Here is a 14,865-nt window from a genome sequence, read left to right on the forward strand (position 1 = left end):
GTCAGAAGAGTTACATATGAAAATCAGAAAAATGGCTGTAGTTACAATAACTTTAGCAACATTGGCTGCTTGTAGCTCGTCACCTTCGCCTTCTCAGTTTAGTCAAACCGCACAGAAACCCCTATCAAAGTCAGAACAATTGACTACAAACGCTTATATGAGCGTGTATGAACAGTGGAAAGGCGTGCCATACCATTTCGGTGGGACCTCATTTCGAGGTATAGATTGCTCTGCTTTTGTTCAAATCGCCGTGCAAAATGCGACTCAACAAGCTCTACCAAGAACCACAAAAGACCAGAGTAAAAAGGGAAAAGAAATTGCGTATGGGCAGGCAACAAGCGGTGACTTGGTGTTTTTCAAGACTTCGATGACGGTGCGACATGTAGGCGTTTATTTAGGAAACAACCAATTTCTACATGCCTCGACATCGAAAGGTGTCATTATTTCTAGGTTAGATAACCCTTACTGGGCATCCAAGTTTTGGCACTTTAGGCGTTTATAGCGGTTCGAAAGATAAACCGCTGAGCGAGGTAACTCTAGAAAGATACGACTTAAACGCCCGTTGTTATTATGCTGATTAATTACGACGATAAATGAGCAAACAAACCGTTAATCGTATTTAGCAACAGCAGTATCAAACAGGTTCTTCACTAACGCGATGTACTCATCGAGGAATACAATTTGTTCGTTAGTCGCTTTCTTGGCCCACACACCCGCTAATACTTCACCAAGATCCGCTACTACGGCATCTGCTTCTTTCAAAAGTTGAAAACGAACGCTCGAATGCAACTCTGGGTTTTGCTCGAAAATAGCCATGATGTTTGTTGAAATCATGTCGGTAACAATGTCTTCGACACTTTCGTTTCCAGTATCACCATTACTATTGGTAAACACATCAAGGTTGAATGATAGGTGCTCGATTAAAGCCAAATAGCCATCGGTTTCTACAACCACAATAATTCTCCGTTTTAAGCTCTAGAGCAGATTAATACGTACTTGCCTAATACTATGTAAATGAAGCTATTTGTCATCACTTTATTGCCCAAAACCACATTTAAATGATCCTAGTTAGTATTTCAGCTTAAAATTAAATCGATATAGCTTTATGTGGTATACCTGCCTACTTACGACATAAGTAAATTCACGCTAAAGAAGTGTAAGACAAACTTTGAAGCAAAGTATTGCGCCAGTTAACAATAGCCCTTTCAACTTACTCTAAAAGCTCATTTGATTTAGTCGCTAGACAATAACAAGCTCAAACCTCTTTTCCAGTTTGTGGCGTTCAAAACCGTTTCGATTGTGAGACCAGTTCCAAACTATTTCATCACGTCAGGTTTTCAATTTATGTTTGTATTTCAAAGAGCTTGAATCAGTTCGAGTTCACAATTCGGCCAATTGATTCTACGTAAGATGAAGAAGAGCTAAGAACATTGACGAGTGCGTCTATAAATTGTTCAGATTTATCCTAAACTATTGCTATTAAACAAACAGTATTTCTAACCTTCAATCTTTTTAACTTTCAGTCTTTGAGGATTTCCTATGTGGCAGGCCATTTCTCAACAACTTTCAGATACTCTTCTATTTAACTTTCAGATTACTGAACGTACCAAGGTTTCTGGTGGTGACATTAACGATTGCTATATGATCAGCGATGGTAATGAACGCTACTTCGTAAAAGTGAACCAGCGAGAGTTTTTACCTAAGTTTGAAATCGAAGCTGAGAACTTACGCTTGTTAAGAGAAACTTCCACCGTTTATGTGCCTGAGTTGGTACTGATTGGTAAAACCAAAGAATGCTCATTCATTATTCTCAATTACTTGCCAACTAAGCCGCTTGATACCGGTAATAACAGCTTTGACTTCGGGGTGCAGCTTGCTCAGCTTCATAAATGGGGCGAGCAAAAAGAGTTTGGTTGTGACCAAGATAATTATATCGGTAGTACACTTCAGCCTAACCCTTGGCATAAGAAATGGGGTCGCTTTTTCTCTGAGCAACGCATTGGTTTCCAACTGCAACTGCTCAAAGAGAAAGGCATCGAGTTTGGTGATATCGATGACATCGTTGATGTGGTGAATATGCGTCTTGCTGGCCACAACCCTCGCCCTTCTTTGCTTCATGGGGATCTTTGGAATGGCAATGTTGCTAACTCTGCGTTTGGCCCAATTTGCTACGACCCTGCTTGTTACTGGGGGGACCATGAGTGTGATTTGGCGTTAACTGAATTGTTTGAAGGTTTCCCTAAAGAGTTTTATGAAGGTTACCAGAGCGTCAATCCACTCGACGTTGGCTATACTGATCGGAAAGACATTTACAACTTGTACCATCTTCTTAACCACTGCAATCAATTTGGCGGCGAATATTTAGCACACACTGAAGCATGCATTCAGAAGATACAGGCCGTTTAATACCAATTACAGCTGTTTATAACCGAATACGATTGGTATCAGTTACAGTGAGGAGAATTTGCCATGCATAAATACACAGAGAAACATGTCTCCTGTCCGCATTGTGGGCACGGTATTAACATCACGCTTGATGCATCTAATGGTAGCCAAGACTTCTATGATGATTGTCCAGCGTGTTGCAATGCCATTCATTTGGATATGCAGGTTGACGAAGTAAGAGACAGAATCAACCTTTCGATTGATGCCGATGATGAACAAGTATTCTGACAATCAGTTTCTCGTTTAAACCATGATCAAAAAAGAGCACCTCACGTGCTCTTTTTTAATTTGGTCATCGGTGTGATTTTATTGCCACCGATTCAATGCGCTTAGTGGCTATTTCTGGTTCGCTAATACACGCTCGACAGTATCAACAATTGCCTGCGTTTGTGGATCAAACTCAATGTTTACTTGGTCGCCTACTTCACGGCCGCCAAACAGAGTACGATTCAGTGTTTCTGGGATCAGGTGAACAGAGAAACGGTTCTCTTCCACTTCACCAATCGTCAATGAACAACCATCAACGCCGATGTAACCCTTACTCAACACATACTTCATTGATTCTTGAGGCAGCTCAAACCAAAGCGTACGGTTGTTTTCTGTTTTAATCACATCGACTAGGTTAGCCATCAGAGTAATGTGGCCAGACATGCTATGCCCGCCAATTTCGTCACCAAACTTTGCTGCACGCTCAACATTCACTTTGTCACCAACATTCAGTTGGCCTAAGTTCGTCAATCGCAATGTCGCTTGCATTAAATCAAAAGCAATCTGGTTACCTGAAATTTCCGTTACCGTTAAGCAACAACCGTTATGAGCTACTGAAGCACCAATGGCTAATCCTTCAACCATTTCATCGCTTAGCTCAATGGTATGAGTTTGAAACGACTCTTTTTTGTTGATAGCAACCAGTGTTGCCATGCCTTGAACGATACCTGTAAACATAAGATTCCTATTTAGCATTCTAATAACAGTTTTTCATAGCAGTTATTGTGACATTTCTTTATGATTCGTCCAGTGGAAGCTTAAGATCATTGTCTCTGATTCCTTCAGAATGTCCTTTCCTACACTATTATTCTAATTTTCCCTCTTATTTGGAGTTGTTTGTGCATCGTTACAAAGAAGAATCCTCGAATCTAATCAAACTTGCGACCCCAGTATTGATCGCATCCGTTGCACAAACTGGAATGGGTTTTGTTGATACCGTAATGGCCGGTGGCGTAAGTGCTATCGATATGGCGGCGGTTTCGATTGCAGCAAGTATCTGGCTACCATCAATCCTATTTGGTGTTGGTCTATTGATGGCGTTGGTTCCTGTCGTTGCACAACTGAATGGTTCTGGTCGACAAGTAAAAATTCCATTCGAAATTCAACAAGGCGCATTTTTAGCGCTCGTCATCTCCCTTCCAATCATTGGTGTGCTTTTTCAAACACAATTGATATTGGAGTGGATGGACATTGAACAACTCATGGCGGAAAAGACCATCGGCTATATGAATGCGGTGATGTTTGCTGTACCCGCTTTCTTGTTGTTCCAAACATTGCGAAGTTTTACCGATGGTATGTCTTTAACCAAGCCTGCAATGGTGATTGGTTTTATTGGCTTGTTATTAAACATCCCGCTTAACTGGATGTTCGTATACGGAAAACTTGGTGCTCCTGCATTGGGTGGTGTTGGCTGTGGCGTTGCAACGGCTATCGTATACTGGGTGATGTTTGCACTGCTATTCGCTTACGTTTTAACTTCAAAACGGTTATCGAAAATCAACATCTTCGGTACGTTCCATAAGCCGCAACTTAAAGCTCAAATTCGCCTGTTTAGACTTGGTTTCCCTGTCGCAGCCGCTATCTTCTTCGAGGTAACCTTGTTTGCGGTTGTTTCCTTGTTGGTTGCCCCACTTGGCTCGTTGATTGTTGCCGCGCACCAAGTCGCGATCAACTTCTCTTCGCTGGTCTTCATGATTCCAATGAGTATCGGTGCAGCCGTGAGTATTCGTGTTGGGCATAAGTTGGGCGAAAACAACACCGAAGGCGCTAAGATCGCGACACACGTAGGTATCATTGTTGGTTTAGTGACAGCCTTAATGACAGCGGCGTTAACTGTCCTGTTCAGAGAACAGGTTGCATTACTTTACACAGAGAACACTGCGGTAATTACCGTTTCAATGCAGTTGCTGTTGTTCGCGGCGGTTTATCAATGTACTGATGCCATCCAAGTTATCGCTGCAGGTGCTCTGCGTGGCTACAAAGACATGCGTTCAATCTTCAACATTACCTTCGTTGCTTACTGGTTGCTTGGCCTTCCTATCGGCTACATCTTAGGAATGAAAGATTGGATTGTTGAACCTATGGGCGCGCACGGCTTCTGGATTGGTTTCATTGTCGGTCTAACATCAGCAGCGATTATGCTAGGTATGCGCTTACACTGGATGCACAAGCAGGATGATGACGTACAGTTAGAATTTAGTTCTCGTTAGATTCGCACTCGCTTAGTCGGTCTATCTGATTTCGAACACAAAAAAGAGCTCTGATTTTCAGGGCTCTTTTTCGTTTAATGGTTAGGTAGATCGTATCTGCCTTAATATTCACTCTTCTCTCGTACAAAGCGGGCAAACTTGGGTTTTCCGTTTTGAGTAAAACCATTGTAGCGAAAGGTAATACGGCTGCCGATCTCTGGCGGTACAAGTCTCATTTGGTCAGTGAACCCGCTACCTATATAAAGTTCCACACCCTCTTCTGTGTGAACCAGAATTGACCCCATCATCCCTTTGTACTTCCCTGTCCCACCCCTATAGCCAATAACCGTGGCTTCGGCATCATGATGCCTTTTCAGTTTTAACAAATCATTACTTCGGCCTGCTTGATAACGACTGGTGATTTTTCTAAGCATCAAACCTTCGCCATTACGCTCATCGACATTATCAAGTTGATGAAACAAAGCCTCTTCACTGTGAATTGGTACATGTTCTATGTAGCTGACATGAGATTCTCCAATCACGCTTACCCAATGCAAAATGTTGTAATAGCGCTTTTGATAATCTCCTGCGGCGCCTGGCATATCAAACAGCATGAAATCGATTTGGCGCCATGCTGTGTCACTCGGCGTATGGTCGAGAACGGTAGATTGAACAAGGTGGAACTTGCCCCTTCCTGCCCACAACTCTCCTTCGAGATGGACCTTAGGCAAGTTTTCAGTAAACCACTTGGGTGAGTAAATGCGATTACCATTGCGTGTATAAAGATGTTGTCCGTCCCAAAGAGCCCGAATTCCATCAAGCTTTTCACTCTTCCAGTATTCAGAAACATCAATGCCTTGTTGGTATGTATTGGCCAGTACCAAATGGTCGGGAGGTAAATAGGATGAATGAGAAGAGAGCGAACACGCCCATAGAGTTGCTATCGCCAATTTAGTTAATCTCATCATCTGCTCCGTATTGATATCTGTAGTAGTCAACAAACGCCTTTAATCCTAAGCGTTCTGACACGTAGGTAGACAACCTTTGCTAGAAGATGCGATCCACTCATCAACCTTATCTAACCTTTTCATTTATTCATTAAATTAATGATCTATAACTCTCATATATTCCGCTGTTTTTAGTTCTCATATTGAGAAACGTCTTTTCTCAATTTGAGATAGGAATTCGTACTAAACATAACTTATTGAAAAATAACAACATAAAAGTTGGCACATTCAGTGCACTTGTCCATACATACTTAAAAGGAGATATCGCTATGGAACTACGTAAGATTGATTTAAACACAACGACACTGATACTTTCTATTTTCGGTGATCTGGATGCAGCAGGCAGTCGTGATGCACAAACCGACATCGATGATGTGATTTCTAACGATGGCCACCCTGAAATCGAAGTTGATTTTAGCCAAGTTGAGTTTTTAGATTCATCTGGGGTTGGCGCAATTGTTTATATGTTCAAACGTCTGACTGAACGCGAGCGCAATATGCGACTTGAAAATGTGACGGGGCAACCGCTTGAAATTATGAGCTTGCTGCGTATTGGCCACGCTATCCCAGTAAATTCAAAAAATCCTGCAAATTCATGAAGACCCACTAAGCTAGAAGTAACAAAAAATAATAAGAAAAATTAGAAACATAGGACGTTGGCATGAAAATACTGAAAAACTACATAGCCCTTTCTCTGTCCGCTCTCGTTCTGGGTGGCTGTACTAGCTATCCTGAACAAGGCACAGGGGGTTTGGCTGAAAGTTACGATTCTATTAACTATCAAAACTCAGACTTCTCTCCTGTCATGCCAGACGAGCCTCTTGGTCCAGAACATGGATTACGCTTTGATTGGCAGCTCGCTAAATTGCACCTTGATGCTTTGATCCAAGAAGGTGCTCGTTGGTGTTTCCCCGCTGCTGTTGTTCAAGCAATCGAAAAGCAAAACCGTATTGCTCGTGAACTTCAAGGCGGTCTACTACTGGATGCAGCCAACGACTTAGTGATCCAAAGAAAACGCCTAAATGAACTTGAGGTCCAACTGGATTACGTAACTTCACAAGCCCGCTGTGAGCCACCAAAAAATGAAAATCAATTTAGAATGCAACTGTCGGTTATTGAACAGTTGTATGACCTGCTTAATGTTGACAACCAATTTGCGGAAAACTCGACTGAAGTAAATCCTAAATATATGGGAAGACTGGCCGAGGCGACCACTTTACTTAAAGAACACAAATCCCTAGACCTTGTTGTTACCGGCCATGCTGATGCAACGGGTGCCGAAGAATACAACGACAAGTTAGCACTTGGACGAGCGAAACAAGTCGAACGCTACCTGACTATTTTTGGACTAGGCGCTCAACGAATCAAAGCCGTCTCTGTTGGCGAAACCGTCCCTCTTTTTGAAGGTGAATCCGACGGCACGCGTTTAACGAACCGCCGAGTAAGTATTGAAATTGTCTCGCCTAAGAATGCCGAGAAAATGGGAGGTGGATTATGAAATCCTTGATCGCTTTTATCATCACCCTATCGTTATGCTTTGCGAATGTCGTCAATGCTAACGATGAGTTTTCAGACGCGGTTCAAGTCGGTGATCTAATCCAAGTTAACGTACCCGGTGAAAGTACCTTAAACACGGGGTTCCAAGTGGATAAGCGTGGCCGTATTACTCTTCCAGAAGTAGGCGCTGTGTTTGTTGCGGGTTACGACAGCGAACAGCTTAACAAAGTCGTTCTAGAGTCGCTGGCAACCGCTTACAAAGATCTTTCGAACGCTTCAGTGTATGTAAAAGAGCAGCAAATCATCATCTACGTGCAAGGTTATGTAGAACAGCCTGGCGAATACACGCTCTCATTAGGTTCTAGCATCCAAATGGCACTTTACGCTGCGGGTGGTTTACGCCCGGGCGCGCAACTGGATAAGCTGATTCTTAAGCGAGGCGCAGATAAGAAAGAGTTTAACTACAAACGATTCCTTGATTCAGGAGACGAGTCAGCATTACCTACTCTTCAATCACTGGATTCACTATTCGTTCCAGCTTCTCCATTAGTCGGTAACATCGAGCAAGAGTTTGACGCAGCAAAGCTTGCTAACTCAGGTGACAGTGCTGATTCTCGTAACTCCATCAAAGTGTTTGGTGAGGTGAACGCGCCGGGTTCGTTCACTTACAAAGAGAACACCGACCTTGTCGACGTACTTATGCGTTCGGGCGGCGTAACTCGTTATGCCAGTGTTGAGCAAATCCGAGTGATTTCGAACAACACCCCAACGCTATTCAACCTAAAACGTTACTTAGATTCTGGTGACGAAAGTCTGCTTCCAATTTTACGCCCGGGTGCGACCATTTTCGTTCCCAAGCAAGAAGAAGAGATCAAATCCGGCGCCAACATGGTTTACGTAATGGGCGAAGTCGCAGCCCCTGGTGCTTTTGAAGGCAAAAGAGACGCGACCTTTATGGATATCTTGGCGAATGCTGGCGGCCCAACTCGATTTGCAGAGTCACGACAAATCCGTGTTATCAAAGCAGATGGCAGAGTGCTTAAATTCGATTTAGCGGCTTACACTGAAGGCTTACCTAACTCTAACCCTCCTAGCATCAAAGCTGGTGACGCGATTTTCGTTCCCGAGAAAACCGACATGAACGAGAAGTCTTGGTTGAAAATCACGCCAGACAGAGCAGTTAACGTGATTGGTGAGGTGAATCGACCTGGTCGTATTGAATGGTCAGATGAAATGAATTTCATGGGATTATTGGCACACGTCGGTGGCCCTACGCTACGCGCTGACACATCGAAAATCGAAGTTGTTACTGGTAGAAAGCTAGTTGTGTTTAACCTTGATGATTTTATTCGAAATGGTGCGCCACGTGACCAAATGCCACAAATTCGAGCGGGCTCTATCGTGCGTGTTCACGACTTGCCACAAGATCCTTCAGACAATAAATCACAATGGGTTCGTCAAAGCTCTGATGCTTCGATCTACATCTTTGGACAAGTGAATGCACCCGGTCGTTACCGCTTCACCAAAGACATGCACTTCCTTGATATCTTGTCTGCGGCTGACGGTCCAACAAAGGATGCCGACATCCACAACGTTCGAGTAACGCATCGTGACAAAACCTATTCGCAAGTAAGCAAACTTAACTTATCACTGTACTTCGAAACCGGTGACGAATCGTTACTGCCAAACGTAACCACTGGCGACACGATTTACATCCCAGAGAAAGGCAAAAACTGGTTAGATACACCGAAAGAAGAAACCGTTCGTGTGCTTGGTGCGATTAACAATCCGGGGCGTTATGTGTTCAACGACAACATGACCATTCTAGATATTCTGGCAGAAGCAGCAGGACCTACCGACAATGCTTATGTAGAAAAAATTACCATCGTCAATATGTCTTGCTGCCAAGGTCAGGCTCGTACTTTTGACCTTGTTGAATTCAGCAAAACGGCGAACATTTACAACTTGCCGGTGCTACGCGCTGGTGACACGATTTACATCCCAGACCGTCGCGAAAGCTTTATTGAAAAAGCACGCGTCGGACTTGATGACATACTGCGTATCACCACCACCATCGTATTAATAGGAGCTTTATAATGACAATTTCAGCGACCCATGCCGAAGTCGAGCAACTGTATTTAGCTTCTGAACTTAACGGCCAAAAATCAATATGCGTCACCGCCTGCCATTCAGGTGACGGCGTAACATCTATTGCAACCGCATTAGCCGAGCGTTTTCTTCTTGCGGGTCATTCAACACTTTATGTTGATCTCAACTTATTCAACCCTGCTTTCAAAGATTTGAATATGCTAGAAGATAATCAGCAAGGTCAATTGATTGAACATGTTGAATCTCAGCGTACGTTTATCGGTGTACCTGCTCCACAAGTTGCTTCAACGCAATTGGCTTATAAAGATCCGACAACGTTACAAAACGTGGTCAACAAATGGTTAGAGAAATACGACAGAGTCATCATTGATACCTCACCGCTTCTCAACATAAACAAAGGCAACATTCCGGCTCAGTCTGTGGCGAGTGCTTGTGACAGCACATTGATGGTTGTCGCCTATGGTGAAACGTCGAGTCACCACCTAGAACAAGCGAAAAAGCTGCTTGATGCACAAAGTATCAACCTAATGGGCTGCGTGATGAACATGAAACAAAAGCCTAGCTTTGCACAAGAGATGGTCAGACAAATCAATCGAATGAAATTCATCCCCGCTAAGCTTCGCGATAGCTTGGCAAACAAGCTGTATCAAAATGAGTTTTTGAACCTTCCGATGTAACTTTCTTTTGCTACTTTCTGGCTGTCATTAAACCATGACAGCCACCTATCCTATTAGACTTCAAGCTCCAAAAGCTCTGAATAACTCAAAACCAAATTGGGTATTTTTGGCGAAGTTATTCTTAAAAATAAGATTTTAAAAACCATTCAACGCATTTCACACACATCAATCATGGTCTTACCCCCTTTAAATTCCTTCAAAAATCAACAGCCCCACGCCTAACTTTAGCGGTAATGTGACACAGACGGTTAAAGTGCCATGTAAATCGCATCAAAGATGGAATTCGTACGATTATTCCCTAAGATTATAAATAGAGGTGGTTTTTGACGAATTTGTAATAGTTTGACAAAGTTATCCGATGGCTGTTGAAACACAGTGGATGAATTGGCAAATCACACTTCACTGACTTTGCACGTTTATCTATTCAAACTTCACCCATCCCTCCTTCTGCTCAAATGGTTCAAATACACGGAAAGGATCACCATCGAGCAATTTAGATAATCAATTTACCTTGGTTACCTTAGTTGTATTATTAAAGAGAAAGGAAACTCAATATGAAATACAAGTTAAGCTCCGTATTTTTGTTAGTAGCAGCAGCCAGCGGTAATGCTAACGCTGGAGAATGTGGCAGCGTAACAATCGCAGATATGAACTGGAACTCTGCAACACTGATCGCCAATATCGACCAATTCATCCTTGAACATGGTTATGGGTGTGATGCTGAACTTATCCCTGGCGACACTATGCCAACAGGCACGTCTATGATCGAAAAAGGCCAGCCTGATGTTGCACCTGAACTTTGGAGCAACAGCTTAAAAGACGCATTAGATAAAGGTGTTGAAGAAAAACGTCTTCGCTACGCAGGTAAAGCACTTGTGAACGGCGGCGAAGAAGGCTTTTGGGTTCCAGCTTACCTAGTAAAACAGTACCCTGAAATGGCAACCATCGAAGGCGTACGCAAAAACGCAAGCTTATTCAAACACCCTGAAGACCCAGATACATCTGCATTCTACAGCTGCCCTGCAGGCTGGAACTGTCAGATCAGCGCCGGAAACCTGTTTAATGCTCTTGAGCTAGAAAACAGCGGTTTCACGATTGTTGATCCAGGCTCGAGTGCCGGCTTATCTGGCTCTATCGCAAAAGCTTATGAACGTGAAGAAGCTTGGTTTGGTTACTACTGGGCACCGACGGCTGTGCTAGGTAAATACGACATGGTTAAAGTCGACTTTGGCAGTGGCGTTAATGAGGAAGAGTTCCTTAACTGTACCACTAAAGAAGATTGTGAATCGCCAAAAGCGACCATGTACCCGCCTTCACCTGTTCACACGATTACCACTGAAAGTTTTGCGTCACGTGCTCCTGAAGCATACGACTACTTTACTAAACGTGGTTTCACGAACGACAAAATGAACTCGCTACTTGCTTGGATGGAAGACAACCAAGCTGATGGCGAAGAAGCGAGTCTGCATTTCTTAAGTGAATTCCCAGAAGTATGGCACCCATGGGTTTCTGAAGAAGTGGCTAAGAAAGTTGAAGCAGAGCTGTAAGAGCTTGATTTAATAACAAGTAATTACGCTTCAACAATAAAACAGAAATAACGTCGCTATACTTGATGTTATTCATGATTCGGAGCCCTTTTCATTAGCGATTTTCTTATCGCATGGACAAGTGGCTCCGAACTATAAGGATATAAAATGGCTGACAGCAATTGGTTATCAAGCTTTCCAGAGATGGAACGCGGTGATTTACGAACCATAAAAAAGACGCTAGATGGCGCATACCGTGAATTTTCCCGTGAATACGGCGAAATGATTGAATCTCTCTTTGACCCTCTTCTTTCATTCCTCGTTTGGTTTGAAAAACTCCTTATCTCAACACCTTGGATTATAGTCCTGGCTGTGTGTACCAGCCTTGTCTACGCAGCAAGCCGTTCTTGGAAACTGGCTCTAGGCTGTGTTGCTTCTCTACTTCTCATTGGTTACTTTGGAATGTGGGAAGACACCATGCGGACGCTCAGTATCATCACTGTATGTACCTTGGTTTCAATATTCTTGGGCATTCCGATTGGTATTGCGATGGCTCGTTCAAATCGAGCTCAGTCAATTGTTACGCCGATGCTCGATATCATGCAAACCATGCCTGCGTTCGTTTATTTGATTCCAGTGGTAATGCTACTGGGCATCGGTAAGATTCCAGGGCTAATCGCCGTGGTTATCTACGCGATCCCACCTGTAATTCGTCTAACTAACCTAGGCATACGCTTAGTTGATAAAGAAGTCCTTGAAGCCGCTACCGCTTTCGGTGCGAGCAAAAAGCAACGCTTATGGGGTGTTCAACTTCCTCTAGCAATGCCAACGATCATGGCGGGTATTAACCAAACCATCATGATGGCACTGTCTATGGTTGTTATCGCATCCATGATTGGTGTGAAAGGCCTAGGACAACCGGTTCTCAAATCGATTACTAACCAGTACTTCACATTAGGCTTGATGAATGGTTTCGCCATCGTTGCCCTCGCAATCCTTTTTGACCGCGCTTCTCAGGCGTACGCAAGAAGAACTAATGCGCATTTAGGAGGATTCAAGCATGACTAAACCATTGATTGAAATTAGTGGTCTGTACAAGGTGTTTGGACCGAAACCAATGTCTGTTATGAACCGAGTTCAAAACGGCGAACACAAAGATCAGATTCTTGCGGATACGGGTCATACCGTTGGTTTAAAAGAGATCAACCTTGAGATTAACCGTGGTGAAATCTTCGTTATCATGGGGCTTTCTGGCTCGGGTAAATCGACGCTGATCCGCCACTTCAACCGTTTGATTGACCCGACTCAAGGTAAAATCATGGTTGAAGGCATTGATGTGATGAGCCTCAACACTAAACAGCTAGAAGAGTTCCGTCGTCATAAAATGTCGATGGTATTCCAACGCTTTGGCTTAATGCCTCATCGCACTGTGGTTGAAAACGTTGCGTACGGGTTGGAAGTACAAGGCATCAAAAAAGAAGACCGTTTAGCAAAAGCCAACGAATGGTTAGAAACCGTGGGCTTGAAAGGTTACGGCAAGCAATACCCTGCGCAACTTTCAGGTGGTCAGCAACAACGTGTTGGCCTTTCGCGCGCTCTGTGTACTAACGCTGAAATCTTGTTAATGGATGAAGCCTTTTCGGCACTCGACCCTTTGATTCGAAGTGAAATGCAAGACCAGCTTATTGAACTTCAAGAGAAGCTTCATAAGACGATTGTTTTCATCACACATGATCTGGACGAAGCACTCCGCCTAGGCGATAGAATCGCAATTTTGAAAGACGGCGAGTTAGTACAACAAGGCACACCACATGAGATTCTGCTAAATCCAGCCGATGATTACGTGGAAGCGTTCGTGAAAGACGTAAACCGTGCTCGTGCACTGACCGTTGAAACCGTTATGCAGCCTCCTCTGTATCGAATCACATCAGAAACAATTGAAGGTGCTTTGGCACAAATGAAGATGCTTAAAAACGATTACGCTTATCACGTAACAGATGACGGCTATCAAGGCCTAGTCACACAAGAAAGTCTACAAGACGCCGTTGAAGATTCATCGGTACATGATTTTAGTGATGAGATATACGAAGAAGTCCCTGCCATCTTACCAGATGCGGTGATTGAAGAAGTGCTACCGGACACTATGTCTTGTGACTACTCTCTTCCAGTTGTTGATGAAGACGGTAATCTAAAAGGTGAACTCGAGAGAAGCGCTGTTGCTGATATCTTCTCAGAAAGTAGCGAGGAAGAAGTAGAAGCCGACCCAAAGCCAAAAATTGATAAAGCTTCGTAGTCCTACTTTTCGTGATTTAAAGCACGGCTGTTTAAATTATCATTGTTTGGGTTATCGTTATTTGAGTTATTGCTATTTAGATTAGCCTAAACTACATAAACCGCTCTAAGACCACTGTTGTTATTTCACTGCAGTGGTCTTTTTTATTTGTATCGGGCTCGTTTTCTTCTGAGATCTACCCGCACCTTAGGCTTTATAGGCACCTAAGTTTATATTTCATAAGAGAAAACAAAATAAAATCAGTCCGTTAGGTTTGTCACAAACCCAATAGCAAGATGAGTGAGATGCCAATTAAATGCTCTATTTGTACGGCAACCAGTTGAAATTATTCTAGAAAATGACTAAAACTTAATAGTATTAACAGATATTAAGCTCAATAAAAGGACTTAGTTTGATGAATTCTACTTTAGCGTCAGACGCAGCTACAAATCTAAACTCACAACAAGTGAGCGAGCTTGTCGATGAAAGCGTTCTGGAGCAAATGATTCGCGATACAAGTGCGGACATTATCCCTATCTTGATCGACCATTATGTCGAAGAATCACAAACACGCTTGGTCGCTATAAAAGAGGCAGTCACGCAGAAAGACGCTCAAACACTTGAGTTCGAGGTCCACACTCTCGGCAGCACAGCGCTTTCGTTAGGTAATCGCCCTTTGGGTGAATTAGCTCGAGCTTTAGAAAAGCTATGTTTAGAACAGAGTCATGATGCGGCATTTCGACAAGTTGATGAATTAATAGAGCTCGCAGAGCGTTCAATAAAAGCCTTGCTTGAAAGGAAAGAGGCAGGCTTCAGCTAGCTTTGCATGTTCATTATCGGTATCAGATTAAAAACTCAAAACAGTCGTTATTAATA

The 14,865-nt window shown here is 43.2% G+C and carries 15 protein-coding genes; 12 read left to right on the plus strand and 3 right to left on the minus strand.

The window, feature by feature from the left end:
- The first annotated feature begins 16 nt into the window (after positions 1-16).
- Positions 17-502, plus strand: a complete 486-nt coding sequence (locus tag AB6D06_RS08095) for a C40 family peptidase (protein ID WP_372099229.1) — start codon at positions 17-19, stop codon at positions 500-502.
- Between the two features lie 107 nt (positions 503-609).
- On the opposite strand, the gene AB6D06_RS08100 is transcribed toward AB6D06_RS08095, so the two are convergent.
- Positions 610-954 carry a DUF3802 family protein gene (locus AB6D06_RS08100; protein ID WP_010440912.1) on the minus strand — a complete coding sequence of 115 codons (345 nt, stop codon included), beginning with the start codon at positions 952-954 and terminating at the stop codon, positions 610-612.
- A gap of 585 nt (positions 955-1,539) precedes the next feature.
- Between AB6D06_RS08100 and AB6D06_RS08105 the strand changes: the two genes are divergently transcribed.
- Together AB6D06_RS08105 and AB6D06_RS08110 are read left to right on the plus strand one after the other, a co-directional pair.
- A complete protein-coding gene (locus AB6D06_RS08105; protein ID WP_372099227.1) occupies positions 1,540-2,406 on the plus strand; it encodes a fructosamine kinase family protein in 867 nt (288 codons plus the stop codon).
- Between the two features lie 63 nt (positions 2,407-2,469).
- A complete protein-coding gene (locus AB6D06_RS08110; RefSeq protein WP_017059600.1) occupies positions 2,470-2,673 on the plus strand; it encodes a CPXCG motif-containing cysteine-rich protein in 204 nt (67 codons plus the stop codon).
- Between the two features lie 108 nt (positions 2,674-2,781).
- Here AB6D06_RS08110 and AB6D06_RS08115 read toward each other — a convergent pair whose 3' ends face one another.
- The gene (locus AB6D06_RS08115; protein WP_017065861.1) at positions 2,782-3,390 is read right to left on the minus strand and encodes a riboflavin synthase; all 609 of its coding nucleotides are present in this window, start codon (positions 3,388-3,390) and stop codon (positions 2,782-2,784) included.
- Between the two features lie 161 nt (positions 3,391-3,551).
- Between AB6D06_RS08115 and AB6D06_RS08120 the strand changes: the two genes are divergently transcribed.
- A complete protein-coding gene (locus AB6D06_RS08120; RefSeq protein WP_372110102.1) occupies positions 3,552-4,922 on the plus strand; it encodes an MATE family efflux transporter in 1,371 nt (456 codons plus the stop codon).
- Between the two features lie 101 nt (positions 4,923-5,023).
- Here AB6D06_RS08120 and AB6D06_RS08125 read toward each other — a convergent pair whose 3' ends face one another.
- Positions 5,024-5,866 carry a DNA ligase gene (locus AB6D06_RS08125; protein ID WP_372110105.1) on the minus strand — a complete coding sequence of 281 codons (843 nt, stop codon included), beginning with the start codon at positions 5,864-5,866 and terminating at the stop codon, positions 5,024-5,026.
- Positions 5,867-6,177: 311 nt separating this feature from the next.
- Here AB6D06_RS08125 and AB6D06_RS08130 point away from each other — a divergent pair, with 311 nt between their 5' ends.
- From AB6D06_RS08130 to AB6D06_RS08165, 8 genes are all read left to right on the plus strand, one after another.
- Positions 6,178-6,507 carry an STAS domain-containing protein gene (locus tag AB6D06_RS08130; protein WP_102333326.1) on the plus strand — a complete coding sequence of 110 codons (330 nt, stop codon included), beginning with the start codon at positions 6,178-6,180 and terminating at the stop codon, positions 6,505-6,507.
- A gap of 62 nt (positions 6,508-6,569) precedes the next feature.
- On the plus strand, positions 6,570-7,406 hold the full coding sequence (locus AB6D06_RS08135) for an OmpA family protein (protein WP_017067078.1): 837 nt from the start codon (positions 6,570-6,572) through the stop codon (positions 7,404-7,406).
- Positions 7,403-9,502 carry an SLBB domain-containing protein gene (locus AB6D06_RS08140; protein WP_017067079.1) on the plus strand — a complete coding sequence of 700 codons (2,100 nt, stop codon included), beginning with the start codon at positions 7,403-7,405 and terminating at the stop codon, positions 9,500-9,502. Before AB6D06_RS08135 ends, AB6D06_RS08140 begins: the two co-directional genes overlap by 4 nt.
- Positions 9,502-10,191: a tyrosine-protein kinase family protein gene (locus tag AB6D06_RS08145; RefSeq protein ID WP_017059593.1), complete on the plus strand. Its 690-nt coding sequence runs from the start codon at positions 9,502-9,504 to the stop codon at positions 10,189-10,191. The genes AB6D06_RS08140 and AB6D06_RS08145 overlap by 1 nt, the downstream gene beginning before the upstream one ends.
- 554 nt (positions 10,192-10,745) lie before the next feature.
- Positions 10,746-11,738 carry an ABC transporter substrate-binding protein gene (locus AB6D06_RS08150; protein WP_017063893.1) on the plus strand — a complete coding sequence of 331 codons (993 nt, stop codon included), beginning with the start codon at positions 10,746-10,748 and terminating at the stop codon, positions 11,736-11,738.
- A gap of 147 nt (positions 11,739-11,885) precedes the next feature.
- Entirely contained in the window at positions 11,886-12,785 is a 900-nt protein-coding gene (locus AB6D06_RS08155) for a proline/glycine betaine ABC transporter permease (RefSeq protein WP_017059591.1), read from the plus strand.
- Entirely contained in the window at positions 12,778-14,010 is a 1,233-nt protein-coding gene (locus AB6D06_RS08160) for a glycine betaine/L-proline ABC transporter ATP-binding protein (RefSeq protein ID WP_017059590.1), read from the plus strand. Before AB6D06_RS08155 ends, AB6D06_RS08160 begins: the two co-directional genes overlap by 8 nt.
- Before the next feature lie 394 nt (positions 14,011-14,404).
- Entirely contained in the window at positions 14,405-14,809 is a 405-nt protein-coding gene (locus tag AB6D06_RS08165; protein WP_102333323.1) for an Hpt domain-containing protein, read from the plus strand.
- Positions 14,810-14,865 lie beyond the last annotated feature (56 nt).

Origin of the sequence: Vibrio sp. 10N.239.311.G01, assembly GCF_041465805.1 — a bacterium.
Taxonomy (GTDB): domain Bacteria; phylum Pseudomonadota; class Gammaproteobacteria; order Enterobacterales; family Vibrionaceae; genus Vibrio; species Vibrio crassostreae_C.

Bases quoted from the DNA above. Each gene is read 5' to 3' on its own strand.
- AB6D06_RS08095 (WP_372099229.1), top strand. From the start codon at position 17: ATGAAAATCAGAAAAATGGCTGTAGTTACAATAACTTTAGCAACATTG.
- AB6D06_RS08105 (WP_372099227.1), top strand. From the start codon at position 1,540: ATGTGGCAGGCCATTTCTCAACAACTTTCAGATACTCTTCTATTTAAC.
- AB6D06_RS08110 (WP_017059600.1), top strand. From the start codon at position 2,470: ATGCATAAATACACAGAGAAACATGTCTCCTGTCCGCATTGTGGGCAC.
- AB6D06_RS08115 (WP_017065861.1), bottom strand. From the start codon at position 3,390: ATGTTTACAGGTATCGTTCAAGGCATGGCAACACTGGTTGCTATCAAC.
- AB6D06_RS08125 (WP_372110105.1), bottom strand. From the start codon at position 5,866: ATGAGATTAACTAAATTGGCGATAGCAACTCTATGGGCGTGTTCGCTC.
- AB6D06_RS08130 (WP_102333326.1), top strand. From the start codon at position 6,178: ATGGAACTACGTAAGATTGATTTAAACACAACGACACTGATACTTTCT.
- AB6D06_RS08135 (WP_017067078.1), top strand. From the start codon at position 6,570: ATGAAAATACTGAAAAACTACATAGCCCTTTCTCTGTCCGCTCTCGTT.
- AB6D06_RS08140 (WP_017067079.1), top strand. From the start codon at position 7,403: ATGAAATCCTTGATCGCTTTTATCATCACCCTATCGTTATGCTTTGCG.
- AB6D06_RS08145 (WP_017059593.1), top strand. From the start codon at position 9,502: ATGACAATTTCAGCGACCCATGCCGAAGTCGAGCAACTGTATTTAGCT.
- AB6D06_RS08150 (WP_017063893.1), top strand. From the start codon at position 10,746: ATGAAATACAAGTTAAGCTCCGTATTTTTGTTAGTAGCAGCAGCCAGC.
- AB6D06_RS08155 (WP_017059591.1), top strand. From the start codon at position 11,886: ATGGCTGACAGCAATTGGTTATCAAGCTTTCCAGAGATGGAACGCGGT.
- AB6D06_RS08160 (WP_017059590.1), top strand. From the start codon at position 12,778: ATGACTAAACCATTGATTGAAATTAGTGGTCTGTACAAGGTGTTTGGA.
- AB6D06_RS08165 (WP_102333323.1), top strand. From the start codon at position 14,405: ATGAATTCTACTTTAGCGTCAGACGCAGCTACAAATCTAAACTCACAA.